This is a genomic window from Sphaerisporangium sp. NPDC049457 (genome assembly GCF_055586705.1).
In genome coordinates this window covers 201,074-220,362 of the sequence record NZ_JBVJHR010000017.1, presented here as the reverse complement: position 1 = coordinate 220,362, position 19,289 = coordinate 201,074, and the positions used below count along the sequence as shown (strand labels likewise).

Genomic DNA, 19,289 nt, shown 5'->3' with positions numbered 1-19,289 from the left:
ACCCGCGGAACTTCCGCTAGGGTGACTTTTAACATAGCAGAAGCCCCAAAATGGTGCAAATCAGACAAAAGGCTATCGCGGTCATGTCACGTCGAGGTCAAGCGCGGCCCCGCTCATACCCGGGGCCGTGATCGCGGACCCGTGACGGTCGCGCCGCCGCAGTGGGAGGCGGACGACGAACCGCGCGCCGCCGTCCGGGGACGTCTCCGCCGTGATGGTGCCGTCGTGGGTCTGGACGAGGTCGCGGGCGATGGCGAGGCCGAGGCCCGTGCCGCCCTTGTCCCGGCTGCGCGCCGCGTCCAGCCGGGTGAACCGCTGGAAGATCCGCTCCCGGTCCTCCGCCGCGATGCCGTCGCCGTCGTCGTCGACGATCAGCTCGGCCGAATCGCCCGCCCGGCGGACCGTCACGGTCACCGTCCTCCTGGCGTGCCGCGACGCGTTGTCCATCAGGTTGCCGAGCACGCGGCCGATCTGGGTGCGCACGGCCTCGACCGTCACGCCCGAGGCCAGATCCAGGCGCACCTGGTGCGGGTCCGAGCGCCGCGACACCTCCGAGCGCACGATCTCGGCCAGGTCGACGCGGGCGCGTGGTTGCGGTACGCCCGCGCCCGCGCGTTCGAGCAGCAGCAGGTCGGTGATGATCTTCTGAAGCCGGTCGACGTCCCGCAGCGCATGACGCAATAACTCCCGCAGGTCGGTGTCGTCCGGATGCAGCTGCGCCTCCTCCAGCTGGGCGCGCAGTCCGGCGACCGGGGTGCGCAGCTCGTGCGAGGCGTCGGCGGTGAACCGCCGCTGGTGGTCCAGCGCCAGCTGCATCTGGTCCTTGGCGAGCTCAAGCCGCGACAGCGTGCCGTTGATGGTGTGCGCCAGGCGGGCGATCTCGTCGCCTCCCGGAGGCTCGGGCACACGGGTGCTCAGGTCGTTGACGTTGATCGCGGCGAGCTCGGCCCGGATGGCCTCCACGGGCCGCAGCGTCCGGCCGGTGACCTTCCAGGTCATCGCGATGGCGAGCAGGATCAGCGCGACGCCCTGGATGGTGAAGATCGAGTCGATGACGCCGGTGATGCCGCCTGCCGCGGTGGGGCTGCCCGCGTACACGACGTGGGAGTCCGGCGCGGCGGAGACCCGTGTCGCGGAGACGTTGACGCACCCGACGCGCGGCAGTGCGCAGGTGTGCACGTCCTGCTGAGGGTCCTGCGGCGACGGCCACACGTCGCTAAGCGCCGGCAGCCCGCGCGCCATGGGAGAGGCGGCGATCACGCGATGATCGGCCGCGACCACCTGGACCAGCGTGACGCCCGGCACCCGTGCCCGCAACGGATCGGCGAGCCGCCCGAGGCGGTCGGCGGCGGCCACGAGGCCCGACTCCTGCCGTGCCGCCAGCCACGCGCCCCTCTCGACGGACTGATGTGCAACCAAACCGGCCAGTATCCCCGAAGGGACCAGGAGAAGCATGGCGAGGAGGGTGACCAGAGCCGTGACCCGGCCGCGGATCGACTGCGGCCGTAGCCGGACGCGCATGGGCGTACGCGCTACGGTTCGCCAGTGCGATCGGCCGGGTGAATCGGCAGTCATCGTGCTCTCCATGAGATCTTCGGCGAGGTGCCACCCGCGGGCACGCCTGGCTCGGGATAGCGCTTTCCAACGTCATGTTCTCGTCATGTGTTCCGATGTTCGTTGGTAGGTCCGTCACACCGCTGGGTGAGATCCGGCGAGAGGGGGGCGCGCGCCGTTCCGGGCGCGCCACCTGGCACTCCGTGCTGCCCGGTCCGGCCGCGCCTGCGGCGATCTATGGCGGCTATATGCGTTCGTTATCTGGAAACACTCAAGTTAGCACGATATAGGGGGCTTTCAAGTCCTTTCTTGGTGTTTTGGGAAAAGTGCGCGACTCTCTGGCCGTGTGTGGGGTTTCCCATACCCCTTTATTCATTCGGCGTGGCACTTTCTTTACCCCACGCAGGCCGGCGAAGGCGGCACGGCCGCCGGAGGACCGTGGCCGGCGCGCAGGAGGGGTCCGCGCCGGCCGGGCCCGCCGGCGGCGCGCCTCAGGCGTTCACCTCCAGGGCGGCGCGGACGGCGGACTCCAGCGAGCCCTCGATCCAGGCGTGCTTGAGCGAGGTGTGCTCACCGGCGAAGTGCAGGGGCCCCTCGGGGACGGCGATCGCCGGGTGGATCTCGGTCATCTGGCCGGGCAGGAAGACGGCCGCCTCGCCGAACGCGTACCGGTTGCGCAACCAGCTCTGGGTCTGGCCGTGCCCGGTGTAGAACTCGGCGACGCGCTCGCCGTGCACCTCCTGCAGGCCGCGCAGCGCGTACCCGTAGCGCTCCTTGTCGTCCATGGAGTCCCACCGGGAGGCGTCGTCGGCCCACACGTAGCTGGCCAGCACCACGCCGCCCTCGCTGCCCCGCACCCGGTGGGAGGGGTAGTAGGTGAACCGGTTGGCGTTGTCGGCCACCGAGCCGCCGCCGGTCACGTGGGTCACCGGGCCCGGGCGGTAGCGCGGCCCGAGCTCGCGCTTCCAGTCGTCCTCGCTGAACTCCCACCAGCGCTTGCGGAACTCCAGCAGCACCTTGGTCGCCGAGTCGTAGTGCAGCTCGATGACCGCCCGGCGCTTGGCGTAGGACAGCGCCGGGGCGATCTCGACGTGCCGCAGCGCCGGGAAGGGGATCGTGATGATCGCCACGTCGCCGTGGAAGGTCTCGGTCTTGACCTGCGGCGCGGAGGAGGACTCGTCGCTGCCCTTCTCGCTGACCGTCTCGACGCGCACGCCGCCGCCGGAGGTCGAGATGCGCACCGCCCGCCGGTCCATGCGGATCTCGTCGCGCAGGCCCGCCTCCAGCCGGTACGGCAGCAGCCGGCTGCCGCCCTCCATCTCCCAGTAGGTGGCGGCCGGGTTGACCAGGCTCCTGGTCAGGAAGGTGTGCATGAACGCGAGCGGCAGCCGCGAGGTGAGGTTCTCCACGGTGCCGATGGCGTCGATCGCCGCCTCGCTCAGCCGGGCGTGCTCGGTCAGGAAGCGGTGCATGGAGTAGCCGTCGAACTCGTGCAGCACGCGCGCCCAGCCCTTGATCAGCTCGGGCAGCGGCTTGTCGACCCGCTTGCCGCCGCGCACCACCGAGAAGTGGTCGCGCACCGGGTCGAGCGCCCGGTCCAGGATCTCGGCGGTCGTCCTGCGGTCCTTCAGGCCGAACGAGGCGTTGATCCGCCGCGGGTCGGCGGCGTACTCGTCGCGGCGCTGGACGATGCCGTTGACCCGGATCCAGGTGTGGTTCAGCCGCTTGGGCGGGGTGAACGCGCCCTTGTCGGGCCCGGACCGCCACACCCGGCCGCCGCGCGAGGTGTAGACGACCGGCGGCACCGGGCCGCTCGGGGACGCGCCGGGACGCACGTCCACGTTGTAGAAGGGGCGGCGCGGGATGCCCAGCTTGTCGATCAGCGCCAGCGTCAGCGGGTGGAAGTCGGGGATGCGCATGGCGCCCGCCTCGGCGTACTGGGCCGGGTCGGCGAACCCGCTCTGGAAGGTCTTGATGCGGCCGCCGATGCGGTTGCCGTTGGCCTCGATGACCGTGACGTGGTGGCCGGCCCGCTTCAGCAGCGTGGCGGCCACCAGCCCCGAGATGCCCGCCCCGACGATCAGCACCTTCTTCGGCGAGCGGGCCTTGGGCAGGCCGTGGTCGATGAGCACCCGAAGGTACTTGAGCTTGAGGTCCGAGCCGTCCTCGCCGACGAGCAGCAGGTCGCGCGCCACGTCCAGGCAGGTGCTGAAGGCGGGCGCGCCCGCGCCCCGGGCAGGCGCGGCGGGAAGGAGGGGGGTGGCGGCGGCGGGCGCGGCGGGGGCCGCGCCGACGAAGGATCCGACGGCGCCGAGCCCCGCCAGCCGCGCGAATCCGCGGCGGTCGATGGTTGTCATCCGATGTGCTCCCTGAGACGGTAAACGTTGGGTAATGGATTGACCACCGAGAGTCTCGACGTGCACGACGTGTCAGGGCGCGCGGCGCGCCGAGCGGGATTGATCTGGCATTCCAACCGATCGCCGCGCGGGTCGCCTTCGAGGCCTGTGCTCATTCGCCGAGCAGGAGGAGCGCCTCGGCGAGGGCGCCGACGGGTACGCCGTCCGGCTTGGCGAAGTGATGGGTGCCCGGGACCAGCACGCCCAGCGGGCCGAGCCGGAAGAGCTCGGAGGTCACGGTGGGCGGGGCCTTCAGATCCGCGTGGCGGCCCGCCGTGACGTCCGCCGGGCATCCGGTGAGTGGCAGTCGCATGATGACGGTGTGCTGATTCGCATCGAGGGGTCCCGGTTGCCAGGCCGAGATTGTGATCAGGCGCCGGGTTTCCCGGGATATCGCAACATCCACGTCGGGGTGCAACGGCGGGCTCGCCCGCGCGAGCTGCTCGGGCTCCGTCCCGGCGATGCGCCGGCGGCTGTGTGGGAGGTGGAGGCCACAACCACGGCGAAGGACAGTGGATGGGATCTTCTCGGCCCATTCCTGCGGGGATCGCCGGGTGGCCGGTTCGTGTACCTGTCCTGGGGGACGGTGGTTGAGGCCGGGGGGTTCACGATGTTCCGCCGGGCGAAGCTGTTGCTGGATGCCGTCCCCACGAAAGTGCTGGACGCCGCGGTGAGGACGGGGCTATTGGTAGGGCGTCTGGGCTTGACCGACTCGCGCGGACAGCCGTTGTGCGCGGCGGTTCGCCCTCCCCGCATCGAATGGTCGGCTCCCGTGCCCTGAGCGAGTTACGAGCGGGAAGGCGTGGTCAGGATGCCGCGGGTGCGAGTGCGGCACTCGGTCGGGCCGCCGGGATCGCCGTGGCGTGTGTCCCTATGCCGGGGTCGATCGACGCGGGCTAGCCGGCCTCCGGAGGCTCGAAGAAGTTGAGGGTGCCGTTTCCCTGGCAGGTACGACAGGTCTTGCCTCCATCGCCCCTGCCGTCTCCCCCGCAGGTGAGGCAGACGATCACTCGGTCGAAACGGGGGTCCCGATAGGAGCGCTTGGCGCCGTGGCGGCCGATCGTCCACCGCATTACAGACGCGAATGCCTCGTCTTGTGGCCGCAGTCTGTCGACAGTGGATGAGGTCCAACGGCGTATGGCTTGATTGCCATAGGAAACCAGGGAGACGAACACGAACGCCAGCGCCGTTGCCAGCTTCAGCAGTTTTCCGGGGCGGTCGTTGATGAAAGCGGTGAGTTCCTCGGCGCGTGTCTCCGCTCGTGAGCGATCGTTGTAGCGAAGACGGGCAGACCACTTCACAAGCGTGCGAGCGAGCCATGGTGCTATGTCGCAGCATTCGTTGATGAGCAAGCCCAAGATCACGGCGACGGCGACCTCGGACCCGCTCATAGGACGCTCCCGACCAGCGAAGCGTAAACCGCGAACAGGAACCCGAGGCCTGGAATGGCGCGGAGCGCCTCGGGACGTCGATCCGCGACCAGAGCGCGGGCATGGGCGACTCCTATTCCGCTGAGGCGGTAGAGCCGCCGGCGAGGTCTGTTCGCCTGTTGGTCCTGATCTTCCCAGACGCCTTCGATCCACCCGGCGTCCTCAAGGCGATCAAGCACTCCATAAACGGTGGGGCCCGAGCGCCCGGTCGCCTTGGCGATCGCCCATCCGTGCAGTTCCACACCTCGGGTGTGCGCCTGGAGGAAGGCCTCCAAGACGTCAAGCGTCGGAGCGGTGATCCTCGTGGGACCCGTCATGTCCTTACTCTACCTAGCTCGAATAAGGCGCGACCGACACATGTTCGTACTGAGGCATACGGCTGAAATCTCGCGACAAGCTCGCTGGACGTTCGTGGACAGCACAAGGAGTGCGCGGCGTGGTGATCACGGGTTCGGGTTCCGGAGAGGTCGCCGACGACCTGATGCTGATCCGCGATGGCGCCATGGTCGCCGGATACCTCGACCAGCCGGCGACCGTCGCAGCCTCGTTCCTCCGCAGTAGTCAGGCCGCCATCGGCGCCGGCAACTCGACACGGAGATGAGCCCGCGGCCTTCGGCCGTGTCGCTCGGCGCCGCGAGGTCGTGCGCGCCGCCCGATGGGGACGGCCGGCCGCGACACCCCCATGCCTTCGGCCTTCGGTCGGCTGCGCACGCGCAGGTAAGGAGGGCGGCCGGTTCGGGCTGGCAGCCCTCCAGGATTGGACGCGTGAGCCGCGTACCCGGCCTCTCAGGTCAGTGCGGCCGGGCGATGGAGCAGGAGTTGGCGAGGTCGCCGGAGGGCGGGCGGGGGATGGTGGTGTCGGCGGGCGGGGTCTCGCCTCGGGTCGTCCAGGCTTCAAGGGCGGCGAAGGCGTCGCGGAAGCACGGCAGGATGGGGCGGAGCAGCTGCGGGTGTGCGTCGTACAGGCCGTCGACGTGGTTGCCGCCCTCGATGCGGTAGTACCGGTGCAGCCGGTCGCGTCCGCGCGACTCGATCAGCCGGTCGTAGACGTCGGAGTCCTGGCCGATGGGCAGCAGGGTGTCCAGCGTGCCGTGCAGGGTGATCAGCGGCCGGTCGATGCGGCCGGTCAGCGCGATGCGCCCGACCGCCTCATGCACGGCCTTGGGCCGGGAGGCGTAGTCGTAGTCGGCGTCGCACGCCGGGGTCCCCGGCGCGCAGAACGGGGTGCCCGCCTCCGCCGCGCCGTCGTAGCCGGGGTCGAGCTCCTCGCGGTAGATGCGCTGGGTGAGATCCCAGTAGACCTTGTGGTGGTAGTCCCACAGCGGTTCCGAGCCGGGCGCGAAGCCCGCCGCGATGATGGCGTCGTGCGCCGCGGCGTCGCCGGTCGCGGCGTACGCGGGGTACTCGCGCAGCGTCGGCGGCAGGAACCGCAGCAGGTTCGGGCCCTCCTCGCGCCACAGGGTGCCCTCCCAGTCCAGGCCCCCGGTGTACAGCTCGGGGTGGTTCTCGAGCTGCCAGCGCACCAGGTAGCCGCCGTTGCTGATGCCGGCGGCGTAGGTGCGGCGCGGCGCGCGGCCGTACCGCTGGGCGACCACCGCCCTGGCGGCGCGGGTGAGCTGGGTGACCCGCCTGTTCCACTCCACCATGGCGTCGCCGGGCCTGACGCCGTCCTGGTAGAAGGCCGCGCCGCTGTTGCCCTTGTCGGTGGCCGCGTACGCGTACCCGCGCGCCAGCACCCAGTCGGAGATCGCGTAGTCGTTGGCGTACTGCCGCCGGACCCCCGGCGTCCCGGCGACGACCAGCCCGCCGTTCCAGCGCGCGGGCAGCCGGATCACGAACTGGCTGTCGTGGTTCCAGCCGTGGGCGGTGTTGAACGTGGAGGTGTCGGTGAAGTACCCGTCGATCTGCGCGCCGGGGACTCCGGAGGGGTTCCTCGCCCCGGCCGAGGTGAGCCCGGCGAAGTCGGCGGCGACCGAGTGGCCCGAGGCCACCGTCCCGGCCGTGGTCAGGTCGGGCAGGCACGCGGAGATCTGCTTCTCCGCCCCCGGCACGGTGATCCGGTCCAGCCCCGCACAGGAGGCGGCGGAGGCTCCGGCGGCGGGCACGGGCCCGAGCAGTGTCGCGCCGGCCAGGGCGGCCGCGGCCAGGCCCGTCAGCCGGCCCGGACGTCGTCGGATGGATCGCATGGGGGCTCCTCACACAGGGACGGGCGACGCGGCGCCCGAGCGGTGTCGCCATGGTGCTCATCGGCTGTGATCCGGGCCACGTCCGCCGTACCCACAATCGGCCGGCCGCTCATGTCCGGCGCCGCCATGTCCCGCGTCCCGCGAGGCCGTCCCCGGCGCCATCGGTGCGTCCCGCCCGCCGCCCGGGAGGGATGAGCCGGGCACGTGGCCGCCCCACACACCTGCCGCGGTCCCGTGGGACGGCCGCTGACCTGCGGAACATGTGCGCCGCCCCCGCCCCGCCGCGGCGGATTGTGTGCCGCCGCCACATGGAACGGCCCCGCCGGCTCACTTAGTGTTCCGCGTCACAACGACTTCGTCCGTTAACGGCCAGGTCATCCCCGGGTAACACCGCGCACGGCCGGCGCGGGGCGACCGTGCCGGATGACGACGCCGGATGACGACGCCGGATCGAGACGACGAGGAGGAGAGCCACATGGACGGTCCCGTCCTGCGGGCGCAGGGCCTGGCCAAGGAGTTCAGGGGCTTCCGCGCCGTCGACGGGGTGGACCTGGACATCGCGGAGGGCGACGTCCACGCGCTGGTCGGGCCCAACGGCGCGGGCAAGACCACGCTGTTCAACCTGCTGACCGGCTTCCTCAAGCCCACCGCGGGCCGCATCATGCTCGGCGAGCACGACCTGACCGGCAGACGTCCCGAACAGGTGGCCCGCCTCGGCGTCGCCCGGTCGTTCCAGATCACCAGCCTGTTCCCGCAGATGACCCCGCGCGAGCACGTCGAACTCGCGCTGGCGGGCGCCACCGGGGTCACCTGGCGCTTCTGGCGCTCCGGCCGCCTGCTCGACCGGTACGCCGAGCGCGCCGCCGAACTGCTCGACCAGGTCGGCCTGGCAGCGCACGCCGGCACCCCGGCGGGCACCCTCGCCTACGGCCACAAGCGTGCGCTGGAGCTGGCCCTGGCCCTGGCGCTCGACCCCCGCGTGCTGCTGCTGGACGAGCCGACCGCCGGCATGGGCGTCGAGGACATCGACCGCACCGTGGAACTGGTCAGGAAGGTCCGCGCCGGGCGCACCGTCGTCATGGTCGAGCACAACATGAGCGTCGTGTCCAGCCTGGCCGACCGGGTGACCGTCCTGCAGAGCGGGCGCGTGCTCGTCGAAGGGCCCTACGCCGAGATCCGCCACGACCCACGGGTCATCAGCGCCTACCTGGGAGATCCCCATGCCGAGGACTGACACCACCTCCCTGCTGGCCGTCGGCGGCCTGTCGGCCTGGTACGGCGAGGCGCAGGTGCTGCGCGAGGTGTCCCTGCGGGTCGGGCAGGGCGAGATCGTCACGCTCGTCGGCCGCAACGGCGCCGGCAAGACCACGCTCCTGCGCTGCCTGATGGGCCTGCAAGGGCGCTACACCGGCAGCGTCTCCTTCCTCGGCGAGGAGATCACCCGGCTGCCGGCGCACCGGCGGGCCCGCCAGGGGCTCGGCTACGTCCCCGACGACCGGGGGGTGTACTCCACTCTCACCGTCGAGGAGAACCTCACCCTGCCGCCCCGCGTCGGCCCCGACCCGTGGCCGCTCTCGCGGGTCTACGAGACCTTCCCCCGGCTGGCCGAGCGGCGCGCGTTCCCCGGCACCAAGCTGTCGGGCGGCGAGCAGCAGATGCTCGCCCTGGCACGGGTGCTGCGCATGGGGGCGCGGCTGCTGCTGTGCGACGAGCCGACCGAGGGCCTGTCGCCGCTGATCGTCCAGCAGATCGGGGACATCCTGCGCGAGGTCAAGCGGCAGGGCACGACCGTGCTGCTGATCGAGCAGAACGTGCACTTCGCCCTGACGGTGGCCGACCGTCATTACCTGCTCGCCGAGGGACGGATCGTCGAGTCGCTGGACAACGACGAGATGCGCGCCCGCGAGCACGAACTGCTCGACCACCTCGGCATCTGACCCGGCCCGCCCCCGGCGCCCGCCACCGGCCGGCACGCCACGGCCGCACACCGGAGACGGCGCCGGAGCCTCGCGCTCCGGCGGCGCCCCGCGCATGTCCCCCGGAGTCACCCCCCGGATCCGCACCCCCCGGAGTTCTCACGCCCCGGAAAAGACCTACAGGAGAGACATATGAAAGCTCTGGGCCGAGCCGCCGCCCTGGTGGCGGCGGGAGCCACGCTCGCCGGCTGCGCAGGCGGACCCGGCGGCGGGGGGAGCGGAGACAAGATCAGCGACGGCAAGGTCGTGCTCGCCGTGCTGAACGACCAGTCGGCGATCTACGCCGACCTGTCGGGCAAGAGCAGCGTCACCGCCGTCCAGATGGCCGTCGAGGACTACAAGGCCAAGTACGGCGACAAGGCGGTGGCCAAGGACGTCGAGGTGGTGTCCGCCGACCACCAGAACAAGCCCGAGGTGGCCAACTCCAAGGCGCAGGAGCTCTACGACCGCCGGCAGGCCGACGTCATCCTGGACGTGCCGTCCTCGGCGGCGGCGCTGGCCGTGGCGGGCGTCGCCAAGGGCAAGAAGAAGATCTTCATGGACATCGGCGCCGCCACCACCGAGCTGGAAGGCGCCCAGTGCAACAAGTACACCTTCCACTATGGGTACAACACCTACATGCTGGCCCACGGCACCGGCGACACGGTGACCAAGGACGGCTCCAAGAACTGGTACATCGTCTACCCGGACTACGCCTTCGGGCAGGACATGCAGAAGAACTTCACCGCCGCCGTCACCGGCGCCGGCGGCACGGTGATCCAGAGCGACCCCGCGCCGTTCCCGAACGACAACTTCTCGACGTTCCTGCTCAAGGCGCCGGGCCTGAGCCCGAAGCCCGAGGTGCTCGGCACCATGCAGGCCGGCGGTGACCTGGTCAACCTGGTCAAGCAGTACAACGAGTACAAGCTGCGCGACAAGGGCATCGGCCTGGCCGTCGGGCTCATGTTCATCACCGACATCCACTCCCTCGGCCCGGACGCGCTGGCCGGCACCAAGTTCACCGACGCCTGGTACTGGAACGCCTCGCCGGGCAACCGCGCCTGGGCCGACAAGTTCCAGGCCAAGGCGAACAAGCGGCCGAGCTTCCCCAACGCCGCCAACTACTCCGCCGCCACGCAGTACCTGGAGGCCGTGCAGCGGGCCGGCACCGACGGCGCCGACGCGGTGGTCGAGCAGCTCGAGGGCTACAAGTTCGAGGACGCCTTCGCCGAGAACGGGACCATCCGCGCCCAGGACCACCTGCTGCTGCACGACGTCTCGCTCGCCCAGGTCAAGCCGTCCAGCGAGGTCAAGGAGCCCTGGGACTACGAGAAGGTCCTGCGCACCATCCCGGCCGACCAGGCGTTCCAGCCGGCGAGCCCCGCCTGCAAGCTCTGATCCCCGGCGGGCGCCCGGCCTCGCCCGGCCGGCGCGCCCGCCACCTCGTCCTCTGGAGGTCACCGTGCTCCAACAGGCGTTCAACGGCCTGGTGGGAGGCGCCTTCTACGCCCTGCTCGCCCTGGGCCTCGCCGTCATCTTCGGCATGCTGGGCGTGGTCAACTTCGCCCACGGTGCCTTCTACATGCTCGGCGCGTTCGGGTCCTACGTCCTGCTGGACTCCTTCGGCGTGAACTTCTGGGCCGCGCTGGTGCTGGTCCCGGTCGTGCTCGGGGTGGCGGGCACCCTGCTGGAGCGGCTGTTCATCCGCAGGCTCGCCCCGCTGGACCCGCTGTACAACTTCCTGTTCACCTTCGGGCTCGCCCTGATCCTGCAGGACCTGGTCAAGCGGGAGTACGGCGTGCAGTCCCAGCCCTATCCCCGCCCCGAAGCGCTGTCGGGCACCGTGGACCTCGGGCTGTTCACCTACCCCGCCTACCAGGTGTTCGTGCCGGCCGTCTCCCTGGTGGTCTGCGCGGCGGTCTGGGTGGTGCTCACCCGCACCCGCGTCGGCATGATCGTCCGGGCGGCGACCGAGCGGCCCGAGCTGACCCGCGCGCTCGGCATCGACGTCGGGCGCTGGGTCACGCCGGTGTTCGGCTTCGGCATCGCGCTGGCCGGGTTCGCCGGGGTCCTCGCCGCGCCCATGCGCGCGGTCAACCCGCTGATGGGCTCCGACCTGATCATCACCGTCTTCGCGGTCGTGGTCATCGGCGGCCTCGGCTCGATCTTCGGCTCGGTGGCGGCGGGGTTCGCCATCGGGCTGGTCTCGGCGCTGGGCAACCTCTACGTGCCCGCGCTGTCGCAGACGCTGGTGTTCATCCTGATGGCGGCCGTGCTGCTGTGGCGCCCGGCCGGCCTGTTCGGACGCGAGGAGTCGCCGTCGTGATCCTTTCCCGGCTCGCCGCTCGGCCGCTCCTGCTCGTCGCCGGGCTGCTGCTCGCCCTGGCGCTGCCCTGGATGGTCTATCCGCCGGTCGCGCTGGACATCGCCTGCTGGGCGCTGTTCGCCGCGGCGCTGGACCTGCTGCTCGGCTTCACCGGGCTGCTGTCCTTCGGGCACGCCGCCTTCTGGGGTGGCGCCGCCTACGTCGCCGGTCTCATCGCCCTGCGCACCGGGCTGCCGTTCCCGGTGGCCGTGCTCGGCGGCGCCGCGTTCGCCGCCGTGCTCGCCCTGCCCATCGGCTACCTGTCGGTGCGCCTGCGCGGCATCTACTTCGCCATGGTCACGCTGGCGTTCGCCCAGATGGTGTACTTCGTGGTCAACCAGTGGCGCGACCTGACCGGCGGAGAGAACGGCCTGCAGGGCGTCCCGCGCGAGCTGTTCGGCCTGGACCTGTCGGACTCGTTCCTGTTCTACTACGCCGGCCTGCCGCTGGTGCTGATCGGCTTCGCCGCCGTGTGGCGCATCGTGCGCTCGCCGTTCGGCCGGGTGCTCGCCTCGATCAGGGACAACCCGGCGCGGGCGCAGGCGCTCGGCTACCCGGTGGACCGCTACCGGCTGCTGGCGTTCGTGCTGTCGGCCGCGCTGTCGGGGCTGGCCGGCGGGCTGTTCGCGATCGGCCACGGGTTCGCCTCGCTGGAGAACGTGTACTGGACCACCTCGGGGCAGGCGGTGATGATGGTCGTCCTCGGCGGCATCGGCACGCTGTGGGGCGGGGTGCTCGGCGCCGCCCTGGTGGTCGAGCTGAACGACTACCTGGTCACCTCGGGTTTCGAGGGCATCGGCATCGTCACCGGCACGATCTTCGTGGTCATCGTGCTGGTCTTCCGCCGCGGCGTCTGGGGCACCGCCCGCGACCTGCTGCGGGCCCGCGCGGACGGCCGGGCGCAGGACCCGCCGCCCGGCGGCGCGCCGGACGGCTCGCCCGCCCGGCCGCAGGACGTCGGCTCGCCGGTGTGACCGCGGCCGGATCGGTTCGACGGCCCACCGCATTCCCGTACATCTAGGAGCATTCGCTGTGGTTTCAACGAGCGTGACCGCCGGGCAGGTAGCCGCGATGGATCTGACCGGCCGGCGTGCCCTGGTGACCGGCGGAGCGAGCGGCATCGGGCGCGCCTGCGCCCGGCGACTGGCGGGCGCGGGAGCGCATGTCCTCATCCTGGACGTCCGCGAGCGGGAGGCGCGCGAGGCCGCCGGCGAGATCGGCGGGGTGGCGCTGGGCGCCGACCTGACCGACATGGCCGCGGTGGACGCGCTCGACTGCGGCGCGGTGGACATCCTGGTCAACAACGCCGGCTTCCAGCACGTCGCGCCGATCCCCGACTTCCCGCCCGAGACCTTCACGGCCATCTTGAAGATCATGGTGGAGGCGCCGTTCCGCCTGGCCCGGCGGGTCCTGCCCGGCATGTACGAGCGGGGCTGGGGGCGCGTGGTCAACATCTCCTCGGTGCACGGCCTGCGCGCCTCGCCGTACAAGGTCGCCTACGTCACCGCCAAGCACGCCCTGGAGGGCATGTCCAAGGTGATCGCCCTGGAAGGGGCCCCGCACGGGGTCACCTCCAACTGCGTGAACCCCGCCTACGTGCGCACGCCGCTGGTGGAGGAGCAGATCGCCGACCAGGCGCGGGTGCACGACCTGGCGCCGGAGGAGGTCGTCGAGCAGGTCATGCTGGCCCCGGCGGCCATCCGGCGGCTGATCGAGCCCGAGGAGGTCGCCGAGGCCGTCGCCTACCTGTGCTCGCCGCAGGCGTCGATGATCACCGGGACGTCCCTCGCCATCGACGGCGGCTGGACGGCGCACTGAGAGCCGTCCGGAGACGCCGTCGCCACCAGGCTGCCGCATCGGGGGATATATCGTGATCAAGGGGACAATGAACCCCATGAGCTGCACCGTCTTTCTCGACCTGCTCGCCCGCGAGGCCCCGCCGGTGGAGTTCGAGGCCCCGCTCGTCGAGGCGCGCGCCGCCGGCGCCGCCCCCGAGACGCTCGCCGAGCTCGACCAGGCCAAGCTCGCCGCGCTGCGCGTGCGTGCGCTGCTGGAGCACCGGGCCCGCCGCGAGGCCGAGCTGTCGGCGCTGTTCGAGACGGCCGGCGACCTGGCGGGGCTGCGCGACGTCGGCGCCGTGCTGGAGGCCATCGTGCGCCGCGCCCGCAGGCTGCTGCACGCCGACATCTCCTACATGACCCTGCACGACGCCGACCGCGGCGACACCTACATGCGGGTCACCGACGGGTCGGTGTCGGCCGCCTTCCGGGCGCTGCGGCTGCCCATGGGCGCGGGCCTCGGCGGCCTGGTGGCCCAGACCGGCACCCCGTACGCCAGCGCCGACTACTTCGCCGATGAGCGCTTCCGCCACCGCACCCACATCGACGCCGCCGTGAAGGAGGAGGCGCTGGTCGCCATCCTCGGCGTCCCGATGCGGCTCGGCGCCCAGATCATCGGCGTGCTGTTCGCCGCCAACCGCAGCGCCCGGCCCTTCGCCCAGGAGGAGGTGGCGCTGCTCGCCTCGCTGGCCGCCCACGCCGCCGTCGCGCTGGACAACGCGCGCCTGCTGGAGGAGACCCGCACGGCCCTCGGCGAGCTCAGCTCCGCCAACCGGCTCCTGCAGGCGCACAGCGCCTCCGTCGAGCGCGCCGCCCAGGCCCACGACCGCATGACCGGCCTGGTCGTGCGCGGCGGCGGGGTCGAGGACGTCGCCGCGGTGGTCACCGACATCCTCGGCGGCGCGATCGTCGTGCTGGACGCCGACGGGCGGCGGCTGGCCCAGGTCGGCTCCGCCGGCGACCTGGACGAGGCCGAGGTCGCCGCCGCGGCCGCCGCGTCCCGCCGCCTCGGCCGCACCGTCCAGCGCGGGGACCTGTGGGGGGCGTCGGTCGCCTCCGGCGCGGAGAACCTCGGCACGCTCGTGCTGCGCAACCCCGACGAGGTCTCGGGCGCCGACCAGCGGATCCTCGAACGCGCCGCCCTGGTCACCGCGCTGCTCCTGCTGTTCCGCCGCACGGCCGCCGCCGCCGAGGGCCGGGTGCGCGGCGAGCTGCTGGACGACCTGCTCACCGGCCGGGCGGTCCACTCCGACGCCCTGCACGGCCGGGCGCGGCTGCTCGGCGTCGACCTGGACGCCCCGCACATCCTGGTCGTCGCCCGGCACCGCGCGGAGGAGCCGGTCTCGGCCCGGCGCACGGCGTTCTGGGCCGCCTCCGACGCCGCCTCCCGCCACGGCCTGGTGGCCGCGAGGGGAAAGGAGACCATCCTGCTGCTGCCCGGGGTGGACCCCGCCGCGGCGGCCCGCAGGGTGGCCAAGGAGCTCGGCGCCTCGCTCGGCACCCCCGTCACCGCCGGCGCGGCGGGCCCGGTCCACGGCCCGGCCGCCGTCGCCGACGCCTATGGCGAGGCTCGCCGCTGCGCGGAGGCCCTGCTGGCCCTGGGGCGCGAAGGCGAGGGGGCCGGCAGCGACGAGCTGGGCTTCGTCGGCCTGCTCATCGGCCGCGACCGCGACGTCGGCGGATTCCTGGAGGGTGCCATCGGGCCGGTCCTGGCCTACGACCGGCGGCGCGGCACCGCGCTCGTGCGGACCCTGGAGAACTACTTCGGCACCGGCTCCAGCCTGTCGCGCACCGCCGAGCGGCTGCACATCCACGTCAACACCGTCACCCAGCGGCTGGACCGGGTGGGCAGGCTGCTCGGCGACGGCTGGCAGTCGCCCGAACGCGCCCTGGAGATCCAGCTCGCCCTCCGGCTCAACCGCCTGCGCCCCGTCACCGCCCGCCCGGACGACGCCACCGGCTGAACGGGGTCAGCGGCACTCGCCCAGTCGCTGGGTGAGCTGGCCGCGCATCTGCTCGGCCACGGGGGCGTCCATCTTGTCGGTCAGCGTGAGTGCCTGGTTGAGGGAGTCCTGTGCGGCCTCGACGTCGCCGGCGGTCTGCTGGGCGTCGCTGAGCCTGATCAGGGTGCGGGCCTCCTGGAGCGGCATGTGCATCTGGCGGAACAGCGACAGGGCCTGCTCCAGGTAGATGACCGCCTGGGGGGCGTCGTCGCGGGCCATGGCCAGCTCGCCGAGGCCGAGCTGCACCCGTGCCTCGACGAGGTGCTCGTTGGACGCGCTCGCCAGCATCAGGGCGCGGGTGAGAGCGCTTTCACACTCGGTCAGCTCGCCCCGCCGCATGCGGGCGATGCCGAGACCGTGCAACGCGTACGCCTCCCCGGTGGGGTCGCCGATGTTGCGCACCGCCGTCAGGGCCTCCTCGAACACCTCCACCGCGAGCGCCGGCTGGTCGGACTGCAGGTAGGTGTGGCCGATGCGGTGCAGGACCTGCGCCTCCACCCGCCTGCTGCCGCTGCTGCGGCTGATCTCCAGCGCCTCGGTCAGCAGCCGCTGCGCGCCGGGCAGGTCGTCGAATTCCAGCCGGAGCTGGGCGAGGTTGTGCAGCACGTACGCCGAGGCGACCTGGTCGCCGTTGCCGCGGAAGATCTCAAGGGCGCGCCGGTAGTGCGCCTCGGCGTCGGCGAACTGGCCGCTCAGCCGGTCCAGGAACCCGATGTTCCTGATCACCAGGGCCGTCCCCTGGCGGTTGCCGACCTCCTCGAACAGCTGGACCGCCGCCTCGAAGTCGCAGCGCGCGTCGCCGAACCGCTGCTCGGTGATGTAGAGCGAGCCGCGGGAGTACAGCATGGCCGCCTGCCCGCACAGGTCGTTCGCCTGCCGGGCGGCCGTCAGCGCCACCTGGTGGGTCTCGCGCCAGTCGTCGAGGTACACGCGCGACTCGAACAGCGTCACCGAGCTGATCGCCAGGTCCCAGCACAGCTCCACCAGGCCCGCCTGGCCCGCCTGGCGGATGCCCGACACCAGCATCGAGCGCTCGCGCTCGTACCACTGCAGCGGCGAGGCCACGAGCTGGCCGACCAGCTTGGCCGGCAGCGGCCAGCGCGGGGCCTCGCTGTGTATCTGCACGTAGTCGCCGCCGTACTCGCGGCGGTGGGCCGCCTCGGCCAGGAACAGCAGGCCGCCGAGGACGCGTTCGAGCGCCGCGTTGCGCTCGCCGGGGGACTCCTCGGCCGCCAGGCGCTCGCGGGCGAACACCCGGATCAGGTCGTGGAAGCGGTACTGGCTGTGCACGCCGTACCCGACGCCGGTGGTCTCGATGAGCTGGGCGTCGGCCAGGTCGTCGAGCAGATCCTGGGCGATGGGGAGCGGCTGGTCGAGCAGGGCGGCGCTCACCCAGGCCGAGAAGATCTGGGAGTCCAGGATCGTCAGCCGCCGGAACAGCCGCCGCGCGTCCTCGCCGACGCTGTCGTAGGTGAGCGAGATGCTCGCCCGGATGCCCATCTCGCCGTGCTTGAGCTCGTCCAGGCGGCGGGTCTCGTCCTCCAGGCGGCTCACCAGCTGCTCGATGCTCCAGTGCGGGCGGGCCGACAGCCGCGCGCCTGCGATGCGCAGCGCCAGCGGCAGGTGGCCGCACAGCTCGGCCAGCGCCTCGGCGGCCTCGATCTCCGACTGCACCCGCTCGATGCCGGCGATGCGGGACAGCAGGTTCACCGACTGGTCGGAGTCGAAGGTCTCCACGTCGACGTGGCTCGCGCCCGCCAGGCCCGCCAGCCGGCTCCTGCTCGTCATGATCACCGCGGAGGACGGGTTGCCGGGGAGCAGCGGCAGGACCTGGCTCTCGCTGCCGGCGTCGTCCAGCACGATCAGCATCTTGCGGTCGGCCAGCAGCGCGCGGTACATCTCGGCCCGCTCCTCCAGGCCGTCGGGTATCGCGGTGCCCGGCACCCCGAGGACGCGCAGGAACCGTTCGAGCACCTGCATGGGACTGGTGGGACGGGAGGCCCCGCCGTGCAGGTCGGCGAACAGCTGCCCGTGCGGGAAGCGCTCGCCGACGGCGTGCGAGGCGTGCACGGCGATGGTGGTCTTGCCGACGCCGGGCTTGCCCACGACCACGATGATCGGGACGGCGAAGCGCGTGCGGTCCTCCGAGGCCAGCATCAGGCGCTGGCGGATGTCCTCGATCTGCTTGGTGCGCCCGGTGAAGTCGGCGATGTCGGTCGGCAGCATGCCGGGGACGTTGGGCATCGCCCCGGCCGGCGGCTGTACCTCGATCTTGTCGGGGGGAGGCGGCGGCGGGGCGGCGAGGCTCTCGTCGGAGGTGAGGATCGCGTGTTCGAGCTGCTGCAGCCGCTCGTTGGGCTCGATGCCCAGCTCTTCGATCATCGTGCGGCGGGCGTTGCGGTAGACCTGTAAGGCCTCGGCCTGGCGGCCCGAGCGGTACAGCGCGGTCATGAGCAGGCCGCGCAGCCGCTCGCGCAACGGATGCTCCTCGGTGAGCTCGGTCAGCTCGCCCACCAGCTCGTGGTGGCGGCCGAGGTCGAGTTCGAGCTGGATGCAGTCTTCGTTGGCGGTGATGCGGCTCTCGGTCAGCCGGCTGGCGGCCGACTGCACGAGCCTGCTCTCGATGCCGTCCAGGGCCGGCCCCCGCCACAGGGCCAGGGCCTCGCGGTAGTGCCGGATCGCCTCGTTGACGTTGCGGGCCTCGCGGGCGCGGCGGGCCCGCTGCACCAGGCTCTCGTAGCACTGGGCGTCGATCTGGTCGGCGGCGACGCGGATGGAGTAGCCCAGCGACTGCGTGGCGATGATGTCGGGGCTGCCGTTGGCGGCGAACAGCCGCCGGAGTGAGGAGATGCAGATCTGGACCTGGGCGCGGGAGGTGGTGGGCGGCTCGTCGCCGTAGATGGCCTCCATGAGCCGGCCGATGGTGACCACCCTGTTGGCGTCCAGGAGCAGCACGGCGAGCACGATCTGCTGTCGGATGCCGCCAAGATCTAGCCGGCGGTCGGCGGCAAGCGCCTCAAGTGCCCCCAGAATCCCGAATTGCACTGCATCTCCTTGCGACAAGACTCGCGGCCCATCCGGAAGTTCGATCACCCTCCGATGCGAGAGGTACACGGAAACGTGATGCCAGGAGATCCACCCTCGTGGTGAACATCACCGAATAGCTTATGGCCCTCGCTCGGCATCTACTGTCGGATGCGAGCTGGTTACTTATGGCGATGTCACTTATGTCTGGATAGTACAACTATACGAGGTTCGGATCTATAGAGAGTCTACGGATACTTCTCGCACTCCTGATGTCCATTCGCGTGTGCTACCGGTTTGCAGGGCGGGCGTGACCGAATAGTGATATGTCCCGCTCTGGGTAGTTTCTAACACACTCCGTGGGAGGTCTTGACGGGATTCGTGGCCAGATGTGGACATTCGTGATTCGACGTCGGCGGCGCCGCGAATGCGCGCAGGTGCGGGATGGTGAGCCGGGATGTCAGCCCCAGGGCGTGTTGCCCGAACCGGCGGCGGCGCGGTGGGCGGTCGCCGGCGTCGAGCCGCCGGGCGTCCGCGG

General features: G+C 71.5%; 16 protein-coding genes. 9 read left to right on the top strand and 7 right to left on the bottom strand.

The window, feature by feature from the left end:
- Positions 1-81: 81 nt before the first annotated feature.
- From ACZ6QO_RS26450 to ACZ6QO_RS26440, 3 genes are all read right to left on the bottom strand, one after another.
- A complete protein-coding gene (locus ACZ6QO_RS26450; RefSeq protein ID WP_465854296.1) occupies positions 82-1,419 on the bottom strand; it encodes a sensor histidine kinase in 1,338 nt (445 codons plus the stop codon).
- A gap of 626 nt (positions 1,420-2,045) precedes the next feature.
- On the bottom strand, positions 2,046-3,911 hold the full coding sequence (locus tag ACZ6QO_RS26445) for a flavin monoamine oxidase family protein (protein ID WP_465854295.1): 1,866 nt from the start codon (positions 3,909-3,911) through the stop codon (positions 2,046-2,048).
- 151 nt (positions 3,912-4,062) lie between these two features.
- Entirely contained in the window at positions 4,063-4,263 is a 201-nt protein-coding gene (locus ACZ6QO_RS26440) for a hypothetical protein (protein WP_465854314.1), read from the bottom strand.
- Here ACZ6QO_RS26440 and ACZ6QO_RS26435 point away from each other — a divergent pair.
- Entirely contained in the window at positions 4,213-4,731 is a 519-nt protein-coding gene (locus tag ACZ6QO_RS26435; protein WP_465854294.1) for a DUF5990 family protein, read from the top strand. The genes ACZ6QO_RS26440 and ACZ6QO_RS26435 overlap by 51 nt on opposite strands.
- A 115-nt stretch (positions 4,732-4,846) precedes the next feature.
- Here the strand turns inward: ACZ6QO_RS26435 and ACZ6QO_RS26430 are convergent, their stop codons facing one another.
- Positions 4,847-5,341 (bottom strand): hypothetical protein, encoded by a 495-nt coding sequence (locus ACZ6QO_RS26430; protein ID WP_465854293.1) that lies wholly within the window; start codon positions 5,339-5,341, stop codon positions 4,847-4,849.
- Positions 5,338-5,697, bottom strand: coding sequence for a PadR family transcriptional regulator (locus ACZ6QO_RS26425; protein WP_465854292.1), 360 nt, complete (start codon positions 5,695-5,697; stop codon positions 5,338-5,340). Before ACZ6QO_RS26425 ends, ACZ6QO_RS26430 begins: the two co-directional genes overlap by 4 nt.
- Before the next feature lie 119 nt (positions 5,698-5,816).
- Between ACZ6QO_RS26425 and ACZ6QO_RS26420 the strand changes: the two genes are divergently transcribed.
- Positions 5,817-5,981 carry a hypothetical protein gene (locus ACZ6QO_RS26420; RefSeq protein WP_465854291.1) on the top strand — a complete coding sequence of 55 codons (165 nt, stop codon included), beginning with the start codon at positions 5,817-5,819 and terminating at the stop codon, positions 5,979-5,981.
- A gap of 190 nt (positions 5,982-6,171) precedes the next feature.
- On the opposite strand, the gene ACZ6QO_RS26415 is transcribed toward ACZ6QO_RS26420, so the two are convergent.
- Positions 6,172-7,566 carry a tannase/feruloyl esterase family alpha/beta hydrolase gene (locus tag ACZ6QO_RS26415; RefSeq protein ID WP_465854290.1) on the bottom strand — a complete coding sequence of 465 codons (1,395 nt, stop codon included), beginning with the start codon at positions 7,564-7,566 and terminating at the stop codon, positions 6,172-6,174.
- 475 nt (positions 7,567-8,041) lie between these two features.
- On the opposite strand from ACZ6QO_RS26415, the gene ACZ6QO_RS26410 reads away from it, so the two are divergent.
- The 7 genes from ACZ6QO_RS26410 to ACZ6QO_RS26380 all read left to right on the top strand — a co-directional run bounded on the left by ACZ6QO_RS26410 (position 8,042) and on the right by ACZ6QO_RS26380 (position 15,688).
- The gene (locus ACZ6QO_RS26410) at positions 8,042-8,800 is read left to right on the top strand and encodes an ABC transporter ATP-binding protein (protein WP_465854289.1); all 759 of its coding nucleotides are present in this window, start codon (positions 8,042-8,044) and stop codon (positions 8,798-8,800) included.
- Entirely contained in the window at positions 8,787-9,503 is a 717-nt protein-coding gene (locus ACZ6QO_RS26405; RefSeq protein WP_465854288.1) for an ABC transporter ATP-binding protein, read from the top strand. Before ACZ6QO_RS26410 ends, ACZ6QO_RS26405 begins: the two co-directional genes overlap by 14 nt.
- 171 nt (positions 9,504-9,674) lie before the next feature.
- On the top strand, positions 9,675-10,919 hold the full coding sequence (locus ACZ6QO_RS26400) for an ABC transporter substrate-binding protein (RefSeq protein ID WP_465854287.1): 1,245 nt from the start codon (positions 9,675-9,677) through the stop codon (positions 10,917-10,919).
- 64 nt (positions 10,920-10,983) lie between these two features.
- Positions 10,984-11,847: a branched-chain amino acid ABC transporter permease gene (locus ACZ6QO_RS26395; protein ID WP_465854286.1), complete on the top strand. Its 864-nt coding sequence runs from the start codon at positions 10,984-10,986 to the stop codon at positions 11,845-11,847.
- Positions 11,844-12,860, top strand: a complete 1,017-nt coding sequence (locus ACZ6QO_RS26390) for a branched-chain amino acid ABC transporter permease (protein ID WP_465854285.1) — start codon at positions 11,844-11,846, stop codon at positions 12,858-12,860. The genes ACZ6QO_RS26395 and ACZ6QO_RS26390 overlap by 4 nt, the downstream gene beginning before the upstream one ends.
- Positions 12,861-12,957: 97 nt before the next feature.
- Positions 12,958-13,704 carry a 3-hydroxybutyrate dehydrogenase gene (locus ACZ6QO_RS26385; RefSeq protein ID WP_465854313.1) on the top strand — a complete coding sequence of 249 codons (747 nt, stop codon included), beginning with the start codon at positions 12,958-12,960 and terminating at the stop codon, positions 13,702-13,704.
- A gap of 76 nt (positions 13,705-13,780) precedes the next feature.
- Positions 13,781-15,688 carry a helix-turn-helix domain-containing protein gene (locus ACZ6QO_RS26380; protein WP_465854284.1) on the top strand — a complete coding sequence of 636 codons (1,908 nt, stop codon included), beginning with the start codon at positions 13,781-13,783 and terminating at the stop codon, positions 15,686-15,688.
- 6 nt (positions 15,689-15,694) lie between these two features.
- Here ACZ6QO_RS26380 and ACZ6QO_RS26375 read toward each other — a convergent pair whose 3' ends face one another.
- Positions 15,695-18,772 (bottom strand): AfsR/SARP family transcriptional regulator, encoded by a 3,078-nt coding sequence (locus tag ACZ6QO_RS26375; protein ID WP_465854283.1) that lies wholly within the window; start codon positions 18,770-18,772, stop codon positions 15,695-15,697.
- Positions 18,773-19,289 lie beyond the last annotated feature (517 nt).